Annotated in this window: 15 protein-coding genes; 7 read left to right on the forward strand and 8 right to left on the reverse strand. The window is 69.4% G+C overall.

Annotated features, from left to right (window positions below; translation table 11 throughout):
- Positions 1-66: 66 nt before the first annotated feature.
- Both H284_RS0118645 and glnA read right to left on the reverse strand, forming a co-directional pair.
- Positions 67-1,545 (reverse strand): dicarboxylate/amino acid:cation symporter, encoded by a 1,479-nt coding sequence (locus tag H284_RS0118645; protein WP_231371278.1) that lies wholly within the window; start codon positions 1,543-1,545, stop codon positions 67-69.
- A 114-nt stretch (positions 1,546-1,659) separates the two neighbouring features.
- Complete coding sequence (gene glnA / locus H284_RS0118650; protein ID WP_018191311.1) at positions 1,660-3,084, reverse strand: type I glutamate--ammonia ligase; 1,425 nt, start codon at positions 3,082-3,084, stop codon at positions 1,660-1,662.
- 188 nt (positions 3,085-3,272) lie between these two features.
- Here glnA and H284_RS0118655 point away from each other — a divergent pair, with 188 nt between their 5' ends.
- Positions 3,273-3,695 (forward strand): RDD family protein, encoded by a 423-nt coding sequence (locus tag H284_RS0118655; RefSeq protein ID WP_018191310.1) that lies wholly within the window; start codon positions 3,273-3,275, stop codon positions 3,693-3,695.
- Positions 3,696-3,812: 117 nt separating this feature from the next.
- Here the strand turns inward: H284_RS0118655 and H284_RS0118660 are convergent, their stop codons facing one another.
- The 3 genes from H284_RS0118660 to lipB all read right to left on the reverse strand — a co-directional run bounded on the left by H284_RS0118660 (position 3,813) and on the right by lipB (position 6,216).
- Positions 3,813-4,508: a DUF4191 domain-containing protein gene (locus tag H284_RS0118660; RefSeq protein ID WP_020077407.1), complete on the reverse strand. Its 696-nt coding sequence runs from the start codon at positions 4,506-4,508 to the stop codon at positions 3,813-3,815.
- Between the two features lie 62 nt (positions 4,509-4,570).
- On the reverse strand, positions 4,571-5,560 hold the full coding sequence (lipA, locus tag H284_RS0118665; RefSeq protein WP_029043021.1) for a lipoyl synthase: 990 nt from the start codon (positions 5,558-5,560) through the stop codon (positions 4,571-4,573).
- Positions 5,557-6,216 (reverse strand): lipoyl(octanoyl) transferase LipB, encoded by a 660-nt coding sequence (lipB, locus tag H284_RS0118670; protein ID WP_020077409.1) that lies wholly within the window; start codon positions 6,214-6,216, stop codon positions 5,557-5,559. Before lipB ends, lipA begins: the two co-directional genes overlap by 4 nt.
- 115 nt (positions 6,217-6,331) lie before the next feature.
- On the opposite strand from lipB, the gene H284_RS0118675 reads away from it, so the two are divergent.
- Complete coding sequence (locus H284_RS0118675; RefSeq protein WP_155885520.1) at positions 6,332-7,834, forward strand: hypothetical protein; 1,503 nt, start codon at positions 6,332-6,334, stop codon at positions 7,832-7,834.
- Between the two features lie 5 nt (positions 7,835-7,839).
- On the opposite strand, the gene sucB is transcribed toward H284_RS0118675, so the two are convergent.
- The 3 genes from sucB to H284_RS0118690 all read right to left on the reverse strand — a co-directional run bounded on the left by sucB (position 7,840) and on the right by H284_RS0118690 (position 12,488).
- A complete protein-coding gene (gene sucB / locus H284_RS0118680; RefSeq protein WP_020077411.1) occupies positions 7,840-9,444 on the reverse strand; it encodes a 2-oxoglutarate dehydrogenase, E2 component, dihydrolipoamide succinyltransferase in 1,605 nt (534 codons plus the stop codon).
- Between the two features lie 79 nt (positions 9,445-9,523).
- The gene (gene lpdA / locus H284_RS0118685; RefSeq protein ID WP_029043022.1) at positions 9,524-10,897 is read right to left on the reverse strand and encodes a dihydrolipoyl dehydrogenase; all 1,374 of its coding nucleotides are present in this window, start codon (positions 10,895-10,897) and stop codon (positions 9,524-9,526) included.
- 106 nt (positions 10,898-11,003) lie between these two features.
- Complete coding sequence (locus H284_RS0118690; RefSeq protein ID WP_020077413.1) at positions 11,004-12,488, reverse strand: leucyl aminopeptidase; 1,485 nt, start codon at positions 12,486-12,488, stop codon at positions 11,004-11,006.
- A gap of 119 nt (positions 12,489-12,607) precedes the next feature.
- On the opposite strand from H284_RS0118690, the gene H284_RS0118695 reads away from it, so the two are divergent.
- The 5 genes from H284_RS0118695 to H284_RS0118715 all read left to right on the forward strand — a co-directional run bounded on the left by H284_RS0118695 (position 12,608) and on the right by H284_RS0118715 (position 18,530).
- Positions 12,608-13,537 (forward strand): proteasome assembly chaperone family protein, encoded by a 930-nt coding sequence (locus H284_RS0118695; RefSeq protein ID WP_018191303.1) that lies wholly within the window; start codon positions 12,608-12,610, stop codon positions 13,535-13,537.
- A 71-nt stretch (positions 13,538-13,608) separates the two neighbouring features.
- Positions 13,609-14,940: an MFS transporter gene (locus tag H284_RS0118700; protein ID WP_018191302.1), complete on the forward strand. Its 1,332-nt coding sequence runs from the start codon at positions 13,609-13,611 to the stop codon at positions 14,938-14,940.
- Between the two features lie 236 nt (positions 14,941-15,176).
- On the forward strand, positions 15,177-16,538 hold the full coding sequence (locus H284_RS0118705) for an RNA polymerase sigma factor (RefSeq protein ID WP_020077414.1): 1,362 nt from the start codon (positions 15,177-15,179) through the stop codon (positions 16,536-16,538).
- 4 nt (positions 16,539-16,542) lie between these two features.
- Positions 16,543-17,817, forward strand: coding sequence for a MurT ligase domain-containing protein (locus tag H284_RS0118710; protein WP_020077415.1), 1,275 nt, complete (start codon positions 16,543-16,545; stop codon positions 17,815-17,817).
- Positions 17,814-18,530 carry a type 1 glutamine amidotransferase gene (locus H284_RS0118715; protein WP_020077416.1) on the forward strand — a complete coding sequence of 239 codons (717 nt, stop codon included), beginning with the start codon at positions 17,814-17,816 and terminating at the stop codon, positions 18,528-18,530. Before H284_RS0118710 ends, H284_RS0118715 begins: the two co-directional genes overlap by 4 nt.
- Positions 18,531-18,577: the final 47 nt, after the last annotated feature.

The raw sequence follows: 18,577 nt of genomic DNA on the forward strand, positions 1-18,577 counted from the left end.
TACCATGGTGTCGAACGGCGGCAGGAAAGGTCGACAGAGCAGTGCAAAATCTTCGGGATGCCGACCTCAGACCGGCTGCGCGACCTTACCCCGGGCGCCGTCGCCGCTGTCGCTGGTCTCCGGCTCTCCGCCGTCCACCGTCGCATCGGTGTCGCCGGCCTCCGTGGCGTGCGCCTCATCCTCGTCGGTGAACGGCACGCCGGAGCGCGGCGCGTTGTACAGCTCGAGGTCCAGGATGCCTTCCCGCTTGGCGACGATCGTCGGCACCAGCGCCTGGCCGGCCACGTTGACCGCGGTCCGGCCCATGTCGAGGATCGCGTCCACCGCGAGCAGCAGGCCGACACCGTCGAGGGGCAGGCCGAGCGTCGAGAGCGTGAGCGTCAGCATGACGATCGCGCCGGTCGTCCCGGCGGTCGCCGCCGATCCGACGACCGACACCACGATGATGAGCAGGTACTGCAGGATGTTGAGCTGGATGCCGTAGAACTGCGCGACGAAGATCGCGGCGATGGCCGGGTAGATCGCGGCGCAACCGTCCATCTTGGTCGTCGCCCCCAGCGGCGCGGCGAATGACGCGTATCCGCTCGGCACGCCCAGGTTGCGCTCGACGACGCGCTGCGTGAGCGGGAGCGTCCCGATCGAGGACCGGCTCACGAAGCCCAGCTGCACCGCCGGCCACACGCCCGAGAAGTACTGGCGGATCGAGAGACCGTTGCTGCGGACGATGATCGGGTACACAACGAACAGCACGATCGCGAGGCCGAGGTAGATCGCGAACACGAACCAGGCGAGCGATCCGATGGTCGTCCATCCGTAGGTCGCGACAGCGTTCCCGATGAGGGCGAACGTGCCGAGCGGGGCCAGCCGGATGATCCACCAGAGCACACGCTGGACGATCTTCAGCGCCGAATCGGTGAAGGTGAGGAACGGCTCCGCCTTCCTGCCCACCTTCAGGGCGGCGATGCCGATAGCCGCAGCGACCACGATCACCTGCAGCACGTTGAAGCTGACGGCGGAGGTGGCAGTGGCCACGCCATCCACCACATCCACATGGGTGTTGACCTGAGCGCCGACGAAGTTCGCCGGCACCAGGCCGAGCAGGAAGTTCCACCACGTCGCGGTGACACCGGGATCGGCGGCGGCGAGTTCCCCGTGCGACGCCCGGCTGCCCGGCTGGATGACGACGCCCAGTGCGATGCCGATGCTCACCGCGATGAACGCGGTGATCGCGAACCACAGCAGCGTCCGCCCGGCGAGGCGCGCAGCGTTCGAGACGCGGCGCAGGTTGCCGATGCTGGAGACGATCGCGAGGAAGACGAGCGGGATCACCGCGGCCTTCAGCAGAGAGACGTACGACTGCCCGATCGTGTTGAGGGTGGCAGTGAGCCCGTTGGGCTGCCCGCCCGGTTCGCCGAGCTGGCGTGCGATCAGGCCGGCGACGACGCCGAGCACGAGCGCAGCGGTGACCTGGACGCCGAAGGAGCGAAGCCAGCGGGGGCCGCGCCGGGTCCGTGGCGCAGGGGAGGAAAGCGAAGTGGAAGTCATGCTTCAACGCTAGGAGCGGGGGAGGTGGACTCCCAGTTCTACGGCAACATACCGAAACACACGAAAGGGCCGCACCCGTGATCGGATGCGGCCCTTCGCGTGAGAACGTGCGGATCAGACCCCGTAGTACAGCTCGTACTCGAACGGGTGCGGGCGCTGCGCGAGCGGCTTGATCTCCTTCTCGCGCTTGTACTCGATCCAGGTCTCGATGAGCTCCGGGGTGAACACGCCGCCCGCGGTGAGGAAGTCGTGGTCGGCCTCGAGCGCGTCGAGCGCCTCGCCGAGCGACGCCGGCACCTGCGGGATGTTGCGCGCCTCCTCCGGGGGAAGCTCGTAGAGGTCCTTGTCGACCGGCTCGTGCGGCTCGATGCGGTTCTTGATGCCGTCGAGGCCCGCCATCAGCTGGGCTGCGAACGCGAGGTACGGGTTGCCGGACGCGTCGGGGGCGCGGAACTCGATGCGCTTCGCCTTGGGGTTGGAGCCCGTGATCGGGATGCGGATCGACGCCGAGCGGTTGCCGGCCGAGTAGACCAGGTTGACCGGGGCCTCGAAGCCGGGGACCAGGCGGTGGAACGAGTTCACCGTCGGGTTCGTAAACGCCAGGACGGCCGGAGCGTGCTTCAGCAGGCCGCCGATGTACCAGCGGGCGATGTCGGAGAGCCCGCCATAGCCGGCCTCGTCGTAGAACAGCGGCTTGCCGTCGTTCCACAGCGACTGGTGGGTGTGCATGCCCGAGCCGTTGTCGCCGAACAGCGGCTTCGGCATGAACGTGGCCGTCTTGCCCCACTCGTTGGCGGTGTTCTTGACGATGTACTTGAACTTGAGGATGTCGTCCGCCGCGTGGACCATCGTGTCGAAGCGGTAGTTGATCTCCGCCTGGCCGCCGGTGCCCACCTCGTGGTGCGCGCGCTCCAGGATGAGGCCGGCGTCGATCAGCTTCAGCGAGATGTCGTCGCGCAGGTCGGCCTGCTTGTCGACGGGGCTCACCGGGAAGTAGCCGCCCTTGTACGGGGTCTTGTTGGCGAGGTTGCCGCCCTCTTCGACGCGGCCCGAGTTCCAGGCGCCCTCTTCGGAGTCGACGGAGTAGAAGCTGGAGTTCTGCTTCACCTCGTAGCGCACGTCGTCGAAGATGTAGAACTCCGCCTCGGGGGCGAAGTACGCGGTGTCGGCGATGCCGGTGGAGGCGAGGTACTTCTCGGCCTTCTTGGCGACCTGGCGCGGGTCCTTCGAGTAGATCTCACCGTTGCGCGGGTTGTAGATGTCGAAGACCATGATCAGCGTGCGCTCGGCACGGAACGGGTCGATGTAGGCCGTCGACACGTCCGGGATCAGCTGCATGTCGGACTCGTGGATCGACGCGAAGCCGCGGATCGAGGAGCCGTCGAAGAGCTGACCGACGGAGAAGAACTCCTCATCGACCGTCGAGGCGGGGATGTTGAAGTGCTGCTGCACACCGGGAAGGTCGGTGAAGCGGATATCAAGGAACTTGACGTCGGTGTCCTTGATGAACTTGAGCACCTCAGACGAATCACGGAACATACGGACGACTCCCAATGGCTTTGCGGGTGACCGGACTGCGCGTGCAGCCCACGTCAACGCTAAGGGGAGGCCGTTTCCCGGGGGTGACGCAAATGTTTCCGGCATGTTACGGGTACCCGGGCAGGGGATGCGTGATCGCGGTCAGCAGGGCTCAGGATGCGCCGGGGAGCTCTCGATAGACTCGGCGGGTGCCGCAGAATCCCGCCAACCGCCCCGGCGACATCGCCCCCAGTCGTTACCCGGGGGAGCGCCTCGGACTCCCCGAGGCCGGTCCGCGGTCCGTCGGACGGGTGGGACGCCGGATCGCGGCGATCGCCATCGACTGGGCCATCGCATCCCTGCTGTCGTTCGCGTTCTTCCGTTACGACTCGTGGGCGACGATCTCGATCTTCGCCGTGCTGCAGATCGTGTTCATCCCGACTCTCGGGGGCAGTGTCGGCCACAGGGCGCTCGGGATGCGCGTCGTCGCCGTGCGCGGCGGCTGGGTCGGGGTGTGGCGCCCGATCGTCCGGACGCTGCTCCTCTGTATCGTGATCCCGGCGCTGGTCTGGGACTCCGACCAGCGCGGCTTCCACGACAAGATCGCCGGCACCGTCCTCATCCGCGCCTGACGCGGTTCCCACCCGCCGCCGAGTACGCAAAAACTGCACGGTTTCCGGGTGGAATCCGTGCAGTTTTTGCGTACTCGACGGCGGGCGGAGCGGCCCGACGGAGGGGGAGTGCGAGGGTCAGCGCGCGCGCTGAGCGCGCACCTTCATGGGGTCGATGCCCTTCGGGATCGGCATCTGGTTCTCCATCGACTGGAGGCGGTTGCTGATCGCGAGCACCTCGGCCTTGGTGAGGGTCGGCTTGATCTTGGCGAGCGTGCGCGGCACCTTGTGCAGCGGCACGGAGTCGGCGTCCGGCCCGACGCTGATGACGGTGACCGGAACGTTCGGGAGCACGCGGTTCACCTTGCGGCGCTCCTCGTCGATCATGCGCTTGGTGCGGGTCACCGGGCCCTCGCTGATGAGCACAACGCCGCCGCGCCCGGTCGCCCGGTACACCGCATCCTGCGTCTTGCCGTTGACGGCGACGGGCATCTCGGAGCCGCGCCAGCTGCGCTTCAGCGACGAGCGGAGCACAGCGCCGACGGCGCCCGGCTGTCCCTCGATCTGCGAGTACGCGGCACGCTCGGCACGACGACCGAGGATGATCAGCGCGATCAGGACGCCCGCGAGCACACCCGCGAGGATCCACAGCACCATCGTGAAGATGTTGCCGCCGGAGAGGAACACGGCGAGCAGGATGCCGAGGATGATCGGCAGGACAGCCCCGAGGACGATGTACAGCACCGCGCGGTTGTCGTACCGGCGGGTCATCTGGAACACCTGCCACATCTGCTTCAGACGGCCGGGCTCCTTGGTGGACTTGTCCTTTGCCATAGCTCCAAGGATACCGGCTCGGCGGCGTTCCAGATGACCCGTTCGCTGCGGGGAGAGGGCTCTCAGGAGACGGCCTGCGCGAAGCCGAGCGTCGCGTCGGCGAGGTGCCTCAGCTCGTCCGGCACCGGCCGTCCCTTCGCCTGCATGGATTGCGCCCACAGCCGTCCCGCTCGGTACGACGAGCGCACCAGCGGTCCCGCCAGGACGCCGAGGAATCCGATCTCCTCCGCCTCCTGCTTGAGCTCGACGAACTCGTCGGGATGCACCCACCGCGCCACCGGCAGATGGCGCGGGCTCGGCCGCAGGTACTGCGTGATCGTGATGATGTCGGTTCCCGCGTCATGGAGGTCGCGCAGGGCTGTGCTGATCTCGTGGCGCTCCTCGCCCATCCCGAGGATGAGGTTGGACTTCGTGATCAGCCCGGCGGACCGGCCCTGTGTCAGCACGTCCAGCGAGCGGTCGTAGCGGAACGCGGGCCGGATGCGCTTGAAGATGCGCGGGACCGTCTCCACATTGTGGGCGAACACCTCCGGACGGGCGGAGAACACCTCGCCGAGGTGGTCGGGGTTGCCGGAGAAGTCGGGCACGAGGATCTCGACCCCGGTGCCCGGCGACTGGCGGTGGATCTCGCGGATCGTCTCCGCGTACAGCCACGAGCCCTCGTCCTCCAGGTCGTCGCGCGCAACGCCGGTCACGGTCGCGTAACGGAGGCCCATGCGCTGCACAGACTCTCCGACGCGACGCGGTTCATCGCGGTCGAACTCCGCCGGCTTGCCGGTGTCGATCTGGCAGAAGTCGCAACGGCGCGTGCACTGCGAGCCGCCGATGAGGAAGGTCGCCTCCCGGTCCTCCCAGCACTCGTAGATGTTGGGACAGCCGGCCTCCTGGCAGACCGTGTGCAGTTCCTCGGACTTCACCAGGCTCTGCAGATGCCGGTACTCCGGCCCCATCTTCGCCTTGGTCTTGATCCACTCGGGCTTCCGCTCGATCGGCGTCTGGGCGTTGCGGACCTCGAGGCGCAGCATCCGGCGCCCCTCGGGTACGGCGCTCACGCGACGGCCTCCGCAGCGGTGAACTCCAGGTCGAAGGCGTCCATGACGAGCGGCGCGACGTCCTGCGGTGTCACGGTGCGGCCGAGGACCCGGGAGATCGTGGTCACCCCGGCGTCGCGGATGCCGCAGGCGACGATGCGGTCGTAGGCGTCGAGGCTGTTGGAGCAGTTGAGCGCGAACCCGTGCATGGTGACGCCCTCGGCGACGCGGATGCCGATGGCGGCGATCTTCTCGTCCCTGGTGGCTCCGGGGTTGTGCTCGGGTCGCATCCACACGCCGGAGCGGCCCTCGATCTGCACCCCGGTGACGCCGACGCGCGCGAGCACGTCGATGAGCACCCGTTCGAGCGCGCGGACGTAGCCGACGACGTCGATGGGGTCGTGGAGGCGGAGGATCGGGTACCCCACGAGCTGACCCGGCCCGTGCCAGGTGATCTTGCCTCCCCGGTCGACCTCGACGACGGGGATGCCGTCGTCGGGACGTTCGTCCGGTGAGGTCCTTTTGCCCGCGGTGTACACCGGCGGGTGCTCGAGGAGGATGACGGTATCGGGCGCCCGGCCTGCGACGACGGCGGCGTGCAGGGCACGCTGCTGTTGAAGGGCCTCGAGATACGGCACGGAGTTGGCGCTTAGCCCCGTGACGTCATACGTGGTCACGGGGCCAGTCTATGCGCGGGGCGCGTTCGGTGTTCACAGGCGGACGAGTGGATGCGTTATGCACAGATCCGCGGACGGGCGACCTCGTCGGCCGGCGGTGGGATGGGATCGATGTGTGACTTCCTCTCCCGTCTCCCTTCGTTCAGCATCCAACCGATTCCCGGCGTCCGCGCGTTCTGCCGACCGCGCCCCGGCCGAGGCCGAACTCCTGCGTGTGGCCCGGACGATCGCCGCCGCCGAAGGGTGGGAGGTGGATGCGCCGACCTGTCAGGTGCGCGGCGAGCCGCCGCACGAGATCCGGGTGGCGGTGTCCGGTGGGCGGCTCCCGGGGCGGCGTCTCTTGCGGGTGCGGGAGCGTGCCCCCGGGGTGGCCGCCGACAGTGCCGACATCGATGCGCGTGTTGCGGCGGTCAGCGAGCATGTGGTCGGAGTGGTGGCACAGCTTCCGGACCGGCGCGTGCGGGGGAGAGAGGTGGATGCTGTGCTCCTGGACTATCCGGAGCACGGAGACCTCGACGGCCTTCTCGCACGGAGGGGCGGCGTGCGTTCGGGCGAGGCGGCGACCATCCTGCTCGGGGTCGCTGCCGGGCTGGCCGCCTTGCACTCCTCCGGCTGGGCCGGACCGGGACTGACCGGTTCGGGGATCGTATTCCTCGGCGACGGCTGTCCGGCCCTCGACGCGCTCGACGACGTGGGGCCGTGGACCGCCGACGCCGCCGTGACGGACGCTGAGCGCTTCTACGCCCTTGCTCGGACGATCTGCCTGAAGGTGGTGGACGGGTTCGGGATGCGGCTGCTGGCCGCTGTGGAAGCCGGGCTCCGTCGCGGGCGCTGGCCGGCCGTCGCGGACTCTGTCCTTCGCGTGGTGGCGCCGGAACCTGTGGGGCTGGAACCGCCCACGCTCGACGACGTCGAGCCCGTCGAACGTCCGACGTCTTCGAGTCGCGTCGGGCGGGCCGCCGTGCTGGTGAGCCGGGCCATGGACCTGCTCGACGGTCGACCGGGGCGTGCTCTCGGTGAACGGATCCGGACGACGCTACGGCGGAGGCCCACGTTGGTTGCGGCTGCGGCGGTGCCGGTGGTGGCGGCGCTCGCGTTCGTCGCGCTATCGCCGGCACCCGGCTCGTCGCCGCAGACGGCGGCGACGCGGAATCCGTCGCCGGCTCCGTCGCCGTTCGGCCGGACGGTGACGGCTACGCCGACGCCGACGTCTTCGTCGTCCGCGGTTGCGTCTGCGGCTGCTGTTGCTGAGGCCCCCGCCGGGGCAGGCGAGGCCGCCGGCGGCTCGGCGACAGAGGATCCGGTGGATGCGGCCCGTGCCGTGCTCGACGCTCGGCATTCGTGCTTCACGGCGCGGCCCGCCCATTCCGACTGCCTGACGGGCGTCCTCGACGAGGGCTCGCCCGTGGTCGCGGAAGAGACGGCTGCGTTGGGTGCAGAGGGTGCCGCCGCGAAGCGCGACTTCAGCGGCGCGACGCTGTCGCTGGTCGAACGGTGGGGCGGTGCCGCGCTCGTCAGCGCCGCCCCGGACTCCACCCGCACCCCGAAAAGCGAACCGGCCTCGCTCCTGCTGGTGAGGAGCGAGGCCGGTTGGCGGCTACGGGCGGTGTACCCGTGAGCGGATCAGATTCCGAGGTTGGCCTCGAAGTTGCCGCCCTCGAGACGGTTCTTGACCGCGACGAGGAAGCGGGCCGCGTCGGCGCCGTCCACGATGCGGTGGTCGTACGAGAGAGCCAGGTACACGGTCGAACGGATCGCGATCGAGTCGGTGCCGTCGGCCGAGATGACAACCGGCTTCTTTGTGACGATGCCCGTGCCCAGGATCGCGACCTGCGGGAGGAAGACGACCGGGGTATCGAACAGGGCGCCACGCGAACCGGTGTTCGTGAGCGTGAAGGTGCCACCAGCGAGCTCGTCCGGCTTGAGCCGGTTGTCGCGGGTGCGCTCGGCCAGGTCGGTGATCTCCTTCGCGAGACCCGCGATGTCGAGCTCGGACGCGTTGCGCACCACCGGGGTGAGCAGGCCGCGCTCGGTGTCGACCGCGATCGACATGTTCTCGTGGTCCGGGTACACGATGCTGTCGCCGTCCACCGTCGCGTTGATGACGGGATACGTCTTCAGCGCCTCGGCCGCGGCCAGGGCGAAGAAGGGCAGGAAGGAGAGCTTCACACCGGTCTTCGCAAGGAAGTCGCCCTTCACGCGGTCGCGGAGAGCGGCGACCTTCGTGACGTCGACCTCGACGACGCTGGTGAGCTGCGCGGTCGACTGCATCGAGACGACGGCGCGCTCGGCGACGACCTTGCGGAGACGCGACATCGGCTGGGTCGTGCCGCGGAGCGGCGAGACCTCGGGAGCCGGAGCCGCCTCAGCAGCGGGCGCGCCACCCTGAGCCGCGGCCGGGGCAGCAGCCGAGAGGATGTCCTCCTTGCGGATGCGACCGCCGACACCGGTTCCGGTGACGGTGGAGAGGTCGACGCCCTGCTCGTTCGCGAGCTTGCGGACGATCGGGGTCACGTAGCCGGCGTTGCCGGCGTGGGCGCCCGATGACGAGCCGCCGGCGGCCGCGGGGGCCTCCTGGGCGGGCGCGGCCTGTGCGGGAGCGGCCGGTGCCGCGGGAGCGGCAGGAGCCGCCTGCGGCGCGGGCGCGGCCTGCGCGGGTGCCGTCTGCTGGGCAGGAGCGGCGGGAGCAGCCGGGGCCGGAGCCGCGGGAGCAGCCGCAGCGGGGGCCTCCTGGGCGGGAGCGGCCTGCTGGGCAGGAGCGGCCTCCGCAGGAGCAGCCTGCGGTGCGGGCGCGGCCTGCTGCGGGGCGGGTGCGGCCTGCTCGGCGGGAGCCGGTGCGGCCTGAGCCGGTGCGGCCTCCGCGGGAGCGGCCTCCGCGGGAGCAGCCTGCTCGGCCGGAGCCGCCTCGGCCGGAGCTGCCTCGGCCGGAGCTGCCTCGGCCGGGGCGGCCTCGGCCGCCGGAGCAGCGGGCGCCTCAGCGCCTGCACCGGAGCCGTCACCGATCGTCACGAGCGCAGTGCCCACCTCGACCGTCTCGTCCTCCTGCACCAGGATCTCCTCGATGACGCCGGCGACCGGCGACGGGATCTCGGTGTCGACCTTGTCGGTCGAGACTTCGAGCAGGGGCTCGTCCACCTCGACACGGTCGCCAACGTTCTTCAGCCAGCGGGTGACCGTGCCTTCCGTGACACTCTCGCCGAGCGCCGGGAGGCTGACGGATTCGCTCATGAGCTTCTCTCCTTCAAAACCTGATCGTTCAGTAGCTTATTGCAGCCGGGTCCGCGCGGCGCGGACCCGGCTGGTCGTCCTAGAGGGTGTGCAGCGGCTTGCCCGCGAGGTACAGGAACGCCTCGCCGAGGGACTCGTTCTGCGTGGGGTGCGCGTGGATGAGAGGAGCGATGTCCTCCGGGTACGCCTCCCAGTTCACCGCCAGCTGCGCCTCGCCGATGAGCTCTCCGACGCGGGCGCCGATCATGTGCACGCCGACCACGGGGCCGTCGTTGACACGGACGACCTTGACGCTGCCGTTCGTGCCGATGATCTCGCTCTTGGCGTTGCCCGCCAGGCTGTAGTCGTAGCTGCTGACGCTGTCGGCACCGTACTTCTCGGCCGCCTTCGCCTCGGTGAGGCCGATCGAGGCGACCTCCGGGTCGCAGTAGGTGACCTTGGGGATGTTGACGTCGGGGATGACGATCGGGTTGAGACCCGCGATCTCCTCGGCGACGAAGATGCCCTGCTGGAAGCCGCGGTGCGCGAGCTGCAGGCCGGGGACGATGTCGCCGACCGCGTAGACGCCGGGGATGTTCGTGTGCAGGCGCTCGTCGGTGATGACGAAGCCGCGGTCCATGGTGACCCCGACCTCCTCGAAGCCGAGACCCTGGGTCAGCGGGCCGCGGCCAACGGCGACGAGCAGGACGTCGGCCTCGACGGTGTCGCCGTTCTCCAGGGTGACGACGACGCCGTTCTCGTCCTGGGTGACGCCCTGGAAGCGGATGCCGAGACGGTAGTCGATGCCACGGCGGCGGAACGCGCGCTCCAGCGACTTGCTGATCGACTCGTCCTCGTTCGGGACGAGGTGCGGCAGCGCCTCGATGATGGTGACCTCGGAGCCGAACGACTTCCACACGCTGGCGAACTCGACGCCGATGACGCCGCCGCCGAGCACGGCCACCTTGCGGGGCACGAAGTCGAGTTCGAGAGCCTGCTCGCTGGTGATCACGCGGCCGCCGATCTCGAGGCCCGGAAGCGAGCGCGAGTAGGAGCCGGTGGCCAGGATGACGTTCTTGCCGACGATCGTGTCGTCGCCCACCTGCACGGTGGTCGGGGAGGTCAGACGACCCTCGCCCTCGATGACGGTGATGCCGCGCGCCTTCACCAGGCCCTGCAGGCCCTTGTACTTCTTGGCGACGATTCCCTTGCGGTACTCGCTCACGCCGTTAATGTCGACGCCCTGCAGCTGGGTCACGATGCCGTACTTCGACGACTCCCGCGAGTAGTCGGCCACCTCGGCCGCGTGGAGCAGCGCCTTCGTGGGGACGCAGCCGCGGTGCAGGCAGGTGCCGCCGACCTTGTCCTTCTCGATCATGCCGACGGTGAAACCGAGCTCGGCCGCACGCAGCGCTGCTGCGTAGCCTCCACTCCCACCGCCGAGCACCACAATGTCAAAGTTCTGCTCAGACACCCAGCTACTCCCTCGCGCATCAGGATCATGTGACACGATTTGCCGCCCAGAGGGGTGGCTCCGGGAGACGTGTTGATGGGCGGGATTTCCCGCCCATACGACCCTACTACTTCCGGGAAAAGCTCTCGGCCAGACGGATGAGCGCCCTTACGCTGACGGCGGACGGTCCCTTTCCGGTGAATCCGTACGGCGCCGCGGGGCTCTTCGCCGGGCCCGCGATGTCGAGGTGCGCCCACGGGATGCGCGGGGCGTCGTCCGCGTCGCCGATGCGTCCGACGAACTCCTGCAGGAACACTCCCGCGAGCAGAGCGCCGCCCGCGGTGTTGCCCGGGTTGGCGTTCGCGATGTCGGCCACATCCGAGTTGATCGTCGCGCGCAGTTCGCCGGGGAGCGGCATCGGCCAGAGCAGCTCGCCGCTCTCCTTGCCCGCGGTGAGCACCTGGTCGACGAGGTCGTCGGAGCCCATCACGGCCGCGTACCGGGTGCCGAGGGCGACCATCGCCGCGCCCGTCAGCGTGGCGACGTCGACGATCGCGTCGGGCTGCTCCTCGCTGGCGGCGACCAGGCCGTCAGCGAGCACGAGCCGGCCCTCGGCGTCAGTGTTGAGCACCTCGACGGTGCGTCCGCCGCGGATGCGCAGCACGTCGTTCGGACGGATCGCCGATCCGGACGGCATGTTCTCCGCCAGGCACAGCCACGCGGTGACGCGCACGGGGAGGGCGAGACGGGCGGCGGCGAGCACGACGCCGAGCACCGTCGCGGCGCCGGTCATGTCGTACTTCATCCCGACCATCCCGGTCGCCGGCTTCAGCGACAGGCCGCCGGAGTCGAAGGTGATGCCCTTGCCCACCAGCGCGAGGTGCCGCTCGGCGCCGTCGGGGGAGTAGGTGACCTTGACCAGCCGCGGCGGCCGGGTCGACCCCTGTCCGACCCCGAGGATGCCGCCGAACCCCTCGACCGCGAGCTGCTCCTCGTCCCAGACGGTCACCGTCACGGGGAGGTCCGACGACGCCGCCTGCGCACGCTCGGCGAACGTCTCGGGGTAGAGGTCGAGCGGGGGAGTGTTCACCAGATCCTTGACGAGCGCAGCAGCCTCGGCGATGGCGGTGGCGCGGGCGATCAGCGCTCCGCTGTCCGACGCGGCGCCGAGCACCTCGACGGACCCGACGGGATCCTTGGTCGCCGCACGGCTCTTCTCCCGGTACTCCGTGAAGGCGTAGGCGCCGAGAGCCGCACCTTCGAGCACCGCGCCGAGCTGTGCATCGCCCTCGGCGGGGAGATCGAGCGCGACCGCGGCGGTGCCCGCCAGCTGCCGCACGGCACTTCCCGCGGCGTAGCGGAGGGCGTCCTCTCCGCCCTCGGGCACCCCGATCACCGCGAGCGACGGACCGGAGCCCTGCCCGGGCAGCCGGACCAGCTCGTCCTTTCCACCACTGAATCCGACATCCCGCAACTGCTGCGCGAGCTGGTCGCGGTCGGCGCCCGACAGCACGGTCACGCTGTCGCGCGCGACTCGCGCGGCGACGACGAGCACGTCGGCGGGGCCGGAGGGGGTGGATGCGTCGGTCACGGTCAGCGCAGGAACGGTCATACCTCGACCCTAACGCGCACGCGCGTTCCGTCCCGGCCGCCGGCCGTGTTCGCTGTGGGCGTTCCCGCACCCGGCGCGGACCCGGCTCCCCTCGCCGGGGTCCGCTCTAGAGTTGAGGTATGCGTGACCCCGGCGAACTGTTCGAGCTCAACCCGGCACTGGCCGTGCCGGAGGGATTGCCGCTCGTCGCGGGGCTGACCGGCTTCGCCGACGCGGGCTCCGGCGTGAGCCAGCTGGGCACCTACCTGCTCGGCACGCTCGACAGCGAGGTGGTCGCCACCTTCGACGCCGACATCCTCCTCGACTACCGTGCCCGTCGCCCCATCATCTACTTCGATCAGGACCACCTGACCGACTACCAGCCGGCGACTCTCAAGCTGTACCTCGCCTACGACGAGCTGCGTCAGCCGTTCCTCCTGCTCTCCGGGTTCGAGCCTGACTTCCGTTGGGAGGCCTTCACGGAGGCCGTGCTCGGTCTGATCGAGCGCTACAAGGTGAAGAGCGTGACCTGGGTCCACTCCATCCCGATGCCCGTGCCGCACACCCGGCCGATCGGCGTGACGGTGAGCGGCAACCGCACCGACCTGATCGACTCGATGTCCATCTGGAAGCCGCACACGCAGGTCCCCGCGAACGCCCTGCACCTGCTGGAGTACCGCCTGCAGCAGCTGTCGTACCCGATCGCCGGCTTCATCCTGCTCATCCCGCACTACCTCGCAGACACCGAGTACCCGGCCGCGGCCATCGCCGCGCTCGACTCGATCAGCGCGGCGACGGGGCTCATCTTCCCGACCGACCGCCTGCGGCAGGAGGACCGGGAGTTCGTCGCGAACATCGACGAGCAGGTCGCCGGCAACGCCGAGCTCGGCCGCCTGGTGGGCACGCTGGAGGAGCGGCACGACTCCTATATGGAGGACACGCAGCTGCGCTCGCCGCTGACCGACAGCGACGGCGAGCTCCCGAGCGCCGACGAGATCGCCGCCGAACTCGAGAACTTCCTCGCCTTCCGCCGCCACGGCGACGAGGAGAACGGGCGCGGCGAGCGCTGAGCGCACACGCCCGAGTGGCAGCCGCGTCGCCTCGGAGGAGCCCCTCCGGACCGCGGGCATAGGATCATTCGGTGAATTCGCGTCGCTCCTGGGTCGTCTACGGGATCGGTGTCTTCGCCTACCTGATCGCGGTCATGCAGCGCACGACCATCGGCGTCGCCGGTGTGGCCGCGACCGACCGCTTCCACGTCTCCGCGTCCGTCCTGTCGACGCTCGCGGTCGTCCAGCTGATCGTCTACGCCGGGATGCAGGTCCCGGTCGGTGTGCTCATCGACCGGATCGGGTCGCGCGTCCTGATGATCGCGGGAACCGCACTCATGGTGGTCGGGCAGGTCGCCGTCGCACTCGCGCCGAGCATCGCCATCGCGATCGTCGGACGCATCCTGGTCGGGGCGGGTGACGCGACCGTCTTCACGTCGCTGATGCGGCTCACCAACTCCTGGTTCCGCGGGAAGATCGTGCCGCAGCTGTCGCAATGGATCGGCAATGTCGGCCAGCTGGGACAGGTGCTGTCGGCGGTTCCCTTCGCGCTGCTGCTGCACCTCTCCGGCTGGACGGTCGCGTTCCTCACCGCGGCCGGCCTCTCCGTGATCGCGTTGGTGGGCATCGTGGCTGCGGTCACCGACCGGCCGGTGGGGGCGAGCGAGGGCCCCAGGCCGGTCTCCTGGTCGGACTCCCTGCGGCAGCTGCGGATCAGCTTGGCGCGCCCCGGCACGCAGCTCGGGTTCTGGTCCCACTTCGTCACGCAGTCCTCCGGCACGGTGTTCAGCCTCATGTGGGGCATCCCGTTCCTCGTCTTCGCGATCGGCATCGAGCCGGCGGAGGCGTCCGCCCTGCTCACCGTGCTCGTCGGCGCCGGCCTCATCTCCGGGCCGATCCTCGGCATCCTCACCGCCCGCTTCCCGATGCGCCGCAGCAACCTGGTGCTCGGGATCGTCGCCCTGATGGCCGCCGCCTGGACGCTCGTGCTGCTCTGGCCGGGGAAGCCCCCGCTCTGGACGGTGATCGTCCTGATCGCGGCGATCGGCATCGGCGGCCCCGGATCGCTCATCGGCTTCGACTTCGCGCGCACCTTCAACCCGCTGCACAGCCTGGGGTCCGCCAACGGGATCGTCAACGTCGGCGGCTTCCTCGCGAGCTTCGTGATGATGTTCCTGATCGGCGTGTCGCTCGACGTGCAGGCGCACGGAGCGGGTGGGGATGCGGAGCTCTACCAGCTGGACCACTTCCGCTGGGCGTTCGCCATCCAGTACGTGATCGTCGGCATCGGGGTGGGTTTCCTGGTGCACGCACGACGCCGCACACGACGCAGATTGAAGGACGACGAGGGAATAGAAGTGGCCCCTCTGTGGGTTGCACTCGTCGGAGCGTGGAGGAGGCGCGGCGGGCGCGAAGCGCTGTAGGGGCGCAGGCGGCGTCCCGATTCGATCCGATATGGCCGTACGTGGTCGGGGGCTCACGTGGAACGTGCAATAATTGACGTCTGGACCCGTTCATGTCCCTGGGCCGGAGCATTCGACGATGCCCGGCGCAATCACCCAGGACTTGACATGGGTCTTAGTAGTGTCCGCACGCAAACCCTGAGCCAGGCTCGGCCGTCAGGATCCCGGCCCCTCTGCTTGGTATGAAAGGTGTTCACATGGCAACCCGTGCAGCAACGAAGACCCGCGATGCGGAGGTCGAGGTCGAAGAGACCGTGACCGTCGCCGCGGACGAGACGGCGAAGCCCGCCACGAAGGCGGCTCCGAAGAAGGCTGCGACGAAGACGGCTGCGAAGAAGCAGACCGCGTCGAGCAAGGCGAAGGGCAGTGCGGCGGACGACGACGACGAGATCGACGACGACGCCGAGGTCGAGATCGACGTGGAGGACGTGGCCGTCGTCGCGGACGACGACGCGGCGGCGGACGACACCGACGACGCGGAGACGACCGACGAGGCCGACTCAGACGACGCCGATGGCGACGAGACCGAGGGCAAGACGCCCGCGATCACCATCCCGGTCGGCGACATCCCGCTGCCGACGGACGCGCTCGTTCTGCGCGCCGTCGACGAGGACGACGACATCCCCGTCTACTCCTCGACGATCACCGGCGCCACGGCCGACCCGGTCAAGGACTACCTGAAGCAGATCGGTAAGGTCCCGCTGCTGAACGCGGCCGAAGAGGTCGAGCTCGCCATGCGCATCGAGGCCGGTCTGTTCGCCGAGGACAAGCTCGCGAACACCCCGAACCTGAGCAAGGAGCTGGAGCGCGAGCTGAAGTGGGTCGCCCGCGACGGCCAGCGCGCCAAGAGCCACCTGCTGGGCGCGAACCTGCGCCTCGTGGTGAGCCTCGCCAAACGCTACACCGGTCGCGGCATGCAGTTCCTCGACCTCATCCAGGAGGGGAACCTGGGCCTCATCCGTGCCGTCGAGAAGTTCGACTACACGAAGGGCTTCAAGTTCTCGACCTACGCGACGTGGTGGATCCGCCAGGCGATCACCCGCGCGATGGCGGACCAGGCGCGGACCATCCGCATCCCGGTCCACATGGTGGAGGTCATCAACAAGCTGGCCCGCGTGCAGCGCCAGATGCTGCAGGACCTGGGCCGCGAGCCCACCCCCGAGGAGCTGTCGAAGGAACTCGACATGACCCCGGAGAAGGTCATCGAGGTGCAGAAGTACGGCCGCGAGCCCATTTCGCTCCACACCCCGCTGGGTGAGGACGGCGACAGTGAGTTCGGCGACCTGATCGAGGACACCGAGGCGGTCGTCCCGGCCGACGCGGTGGGCTTCACGATGCTGCAGAAGCAGCTGGAGAGCCTGCTCGACTCGCTCTCCGAGCGCGAGGCGGGCGTCATCCGCATGCGCTTCGGCCTCGGCGACGGCATGCCGAAGACGCTCGACCAGATCGGCGACACCTTCGGTGTGACGCGTGAGCGCATCCGCCAGATCGAGTCGAAGACGATGGCGAAGCTGCGTCACCCGTCGCGCTCGCAGTCGCTGCGCGACTACCTCGAGTAAACCGGTGCGCTACCGACTGGCGGTCATCGCCGGCCGCCTCGCCCGCTGGCTTCTGCGCCTGCGGGGAGGCGGCTCCGCGGTCCCCGGCCGTGTCGCGCTGGCCATCGCACCGAAGTTCCTGGAGCGTGCGGTCAGCCGCCTTCCGCTCGGCGTCGTCTTCGTGTCCGGCTCGAACGGCAAATCCACGACGACGAACATGCTCACCGCGATCCTGCGCGAGCACGGTCTCGAGGTGTTCACGAACCCGTCCGGCGGCAACCTCCCGCAGGGCATCGCGTCCGCGCTGCTCGCCGACGTGCCGCTCGACGGCTACGTCCGCGGCGACGTCGGTGTGATCGAGGTGGATGAGGCCTACGGCGTCGACCTTGCGCGCGTGCTGAAGCCGCGCGGCTCGCTGCTGCTCAACGTCCAGATCGACCAGCTGAACCGCTTCTTCGAGCCGACCCGGGTGATCGGCATGCTGCGTTCCATCGCCGAGGGCTCCTCGGAGTTCGTGGTCGTGAACGCGGACGACGACAGCCTCGCCCGGGTGGGCGCCGAGCTGGCCGCGCAGGGGCGCGACGTCTCCACGTTCGCCGTCGCGCCGTCCATCATCGAGTCGTCGCCCAATGGGCTGGCCAACGTCAAGGACCTCACGGGCGCGGCCGCCGGCGCCCTGCCCATCCCGTCGGTCTTCGTCAGCAAGCTCGAAGTGCAGAGCGCTCAGCTGACCATCGGCGGCGAGAACGTCCGCATCGGCCTGCCCGCGCGTGGCCTGCACTACGCGGTGGATGCGGCGGGCGCGACCGCGATGGCGCGCCGGCTGCTCGGCGACCGCTTCCAGCCGAACGCCGTCGTCGCCGCGATGGCGGCCCTCCGCACGGTCTACGGCCGCGGGGAGACGCTGCACGTCGGCGACGAGGACATCGAGATCATCATGATGAAGAACCCGCCGAGCCTCCAGCTGAACCTCGACTACCTGAGCGAGTCGCCGGAGCAGGTGTTCGTCTCGGTCGACGAGGGCACGCCCGACCCGTCCTGGGTGTACGACATCGACCTGTCGAAGCTGACCCACGTGGATGTGGTGTCCGGCACAAAGGCGTGGCAGTTCGCGACGCGCTTCGCCTACGCGGGCATCGACGTCGACCAGGTCGTGCCGGAGCTGAAGCCCGCGCTGCAGGCGTTCCTGGCGCTGCCGAAGCCGTCGCGCGGCACCAAGACGATGATCGTGAACTACGAGCAGATGATGCTCATCCGCAAGCAGCTCGGCTTCCTCGACCTGGAGGGCGGCGAGCGATGACCGTGTTGCGCATCCTGCACCTGTACCCGGCCGAACTCGGGATCAACGGCGACGCGGGCAACGTGCTCGCGCTGGCCGAGCGGGCTCGTTGGCGCGGAGTCGACGTCGATGTCGTCGATCACGCACCCGGCGCCGAGCTTCCCGCCGCTGTGGACCTCGTCCACATCGGTTCGGGTCCGCTGTCCGCACAGCGCGCCGTCCACGACGACGTTCTCCGGATCGCGCCGCAGCTGCGCCAGTGGCGGGATGCCGGGGTGCCGTTCGTGGCGATCGCCGGAGGCTGGCAGCTGCTCGGCACGCAGCTCGAGACCCCGGAGGGTGAAGTGCTCGCCGGTGCCGCGGTCTTCCCGACGCGCGCCGCTCTCGGTGGCAAGAGGCACGTCGGCGAGATCGTGGTGCGGCTGGCGGACGGCACGACCATCGCCGGCTTCGAGAACCACTCGGCCCGTACCGTCCTCGACGGCGCCGAGTCGCTCGGCCGCGTCGTGCGCGGCACGGGCAACGACGGCTCGGTGGAGGGCGTCCTGGTCGGATCCTCGATCGGCACCCACCTGCACGGTCCGTTGCTGCCGATGAATCCCGTCCTGGCCGACCGGCTGCTCAGCACGGCCCTCCGCGGCGAGCTGCCGCCGGTGCCGCAGACGGAGCGCGTCGACCGCTACGCGACAAACGCCCGGCGCGCGATCGCGGATCGCCTCGGCGTCTCCCTCTGACTCCCGCCGACAGCTCCTGAGTTTTTCGCGTCCGTGCCGGCGTGTCG

It is taken from the genome of Cryocola sp. 340MFSha3.1 (assembly GCF_000383315.1).
In the GTDB taxonomy this organism is placed as follows: domain Bacteria; phylum Actinomycetota; class Actinomycetes; order Actinomycetales; family Microbacteriaceae; genus Leifsonia.

What these genes read in the sequence shown, in the direction of transcription:
- H284_RS0118695 (WP_018191303.1), top strand. Translation starts at nt 12,608, where the DNA reads ATGCGTGACCCCGGCGAACTGTTCGAGCTCAACCCGGCACTGGCCGTG.
- H284_RS0118690 (WP_020077413.1), bottom strand. Translation starts at nt 12,488, where the DNA reads ATGACCGTTCCTGCGCTGACCGTGACCGACGCATCCACCCCCTCCGGC.
- glnA (WP_018191311.1), bottom strand. Translation starts at nt 3,084, where the DNA reads ATGTTCCGTGATTCGTCTGAGGTGCTCAAGTTCATCAAGGACACCGAC.
- H284_RS0118660 (WP_020077407.1), bottom strand. Translation starts at nt 4,508, where the DNA reads ATGGCAAAGGACAAGTCCACCAAGGAGCCCGGCCGTCTGAAGCAGATG.
- H284_RS0118705 (WP_020077414.1), top strand. Translation starts at nt 15,177, where the DNA reads ATGGCAACCCGTGCAGCAACGAAGACCCGCGATGCGGAGGTCGAGGTC.
- H284_RS0118645 (WP_231371278.1), bottom strand. Translation starts at nt 1,545, where the DNA reads ATGACTTCCACTTCGCTTTCCTCCCCTGCGCCACGGACCCGGCGCGGC.
- H284_RS0118715 (WP_020077416.1), top strand. Translation starts at nt 17,814, where the DNA reads ATGACCGTGTTGCGCATCCTGCACCTGTACCCGGCCGAACTCGGGATC.
- sucB (WP_020077411.1), bottom strand. Translation starts at nt 9,444, where the DNA reads ATGAGCGAATCCGTCAGCCTCCCGGCGCTCGGCGAGAGTGTCACGGAA.